The sequence below is a fragment of the Streptomyces sp. NRRL WC-3549 genome (assembly GCF_000721935.1).
In the GTDB taxonomy this organism is placed as follows: domain Bacteria; phylum Actinomycetota; class Actinomycetes; order Streptomycetales; family Streptomycetaceae; genus Streptomyces.
Genome location: NZ_KL585428.1, coordinates 5,312 through 6,555, shown reverse-complemented (window position 1 = coordinate 6,555; position 1,244 = coordinate 5,312). Strand labels below are relative to the sequence as shown.

Genomic DNA, 1,244 nt, shown 5'->3' with positions numbered 1-1,244 from the left:
CGGCCCGCGGGTACCTCCGCCGGCTGCGGCCCCGAGGCCCTGACCGGGGTCGTGTCCGGTGCCGGTGACCGCCACCGCGGGGGCCGGTCGGTGATGCTCCTCCGGTTCGCCGACGGCACCCGGCTGGTCTACAAGCCGCGTCCGCTCGGCGCCGACCGGCACTTCCACACCCTGGTCGCGTGGTTCAACTCCCATGCGGACAGCCCCGATCTGCTGACGCCCCGGGTGCTCGACCGGGGGGCGTACGGCTGGGCCGAGTTCGTCGAGGAGGCGCCCTGCCGTTCCACGGACGAGACCGCCCTCTTCTACCGCCGCCTGGGCGCGCTGCTCGCGCTGCTGCACGTCCTGGACGGCACCGATCTGCACCACGAGAACCTGATCGCCCGGGGACCGCACCCCGTCCTGGTGGACGTGGAGACGCTGTTCCACCCACCGCTGGTCCCGGCCGGCATCGCCGACCCGGCCGCCCGCGCCCTGCACGCCTCGGTGCACCGGGTCGGGCTGCTGCCGCAGTTGCTGGTCGGGGACACGGACGCGCTCGACATGTCCGCGATCGGCGGTGGCCGGGCGGCGCCCTCGCCCGTCGAGAGCGCCGGCTGGGCCGACGCGGGGACCGACACGATGCGCCTGGTGCGCACGGCGGGCCGGTTCACCGATTCGGCCAACCGGCCCCGGCTCGACGGGGTCCGGGCCGAGCCGTCCGCGTACACCGACGCGCTGTGCGACGGCTTCCGCGCCGCCTACACCGTCCTCGGCGACTCCCGTGACGAACTGCTCGGACGCACCGGGCTGTTGCGGCTCTTCGCGCGGGACGAGGTCCGCTTCGTACCGAGGCCGACCTCCGCCTACGCCACGCTGCTGCACGAGTCCACCCACCCCGACCTGATGCGGGACGCCACCGAACGGCACCGGGTGTTCGCGCTGCTGCGCTCCGGTGCCCTGGGCGCGTCCGCGCTGCCCGGTGCGGAGGACGAGGAGATCGCGGAGCTGTGGCGCGGCGACGTGCCCGTGTTCACCACCCGGCCGGACACCACGGCCCTGTGGAGCGGTACCGGGCGCCGGGTGCCGGGGCCCGCCGGCGGCGCCACCGGGCTGGAGCGGGTCGAGGCGAAGCTCCGCGGACTGGACACGGTGGACCGGCAGGACCAGGAGCGGATCATCCGGACCGCCATGGTCAGTACGTCCACCGAGCCCCCGCACCGTGCCGTCCCCGCCCCCCGTACGAGCTGTCTCTTATACACATC

At 74.8% G+C, this 1,244-nt stretch carries 1 pseudogene; it reads left to right on the top strand.

What is annotated here, in order from left to right:
- Positions 1 to 1,244: pseudogene (locus tag IH13_RS0129475) on the top strand (type 2 lanthipeptide synthetase LanM family protein); the annotation flags it as partial.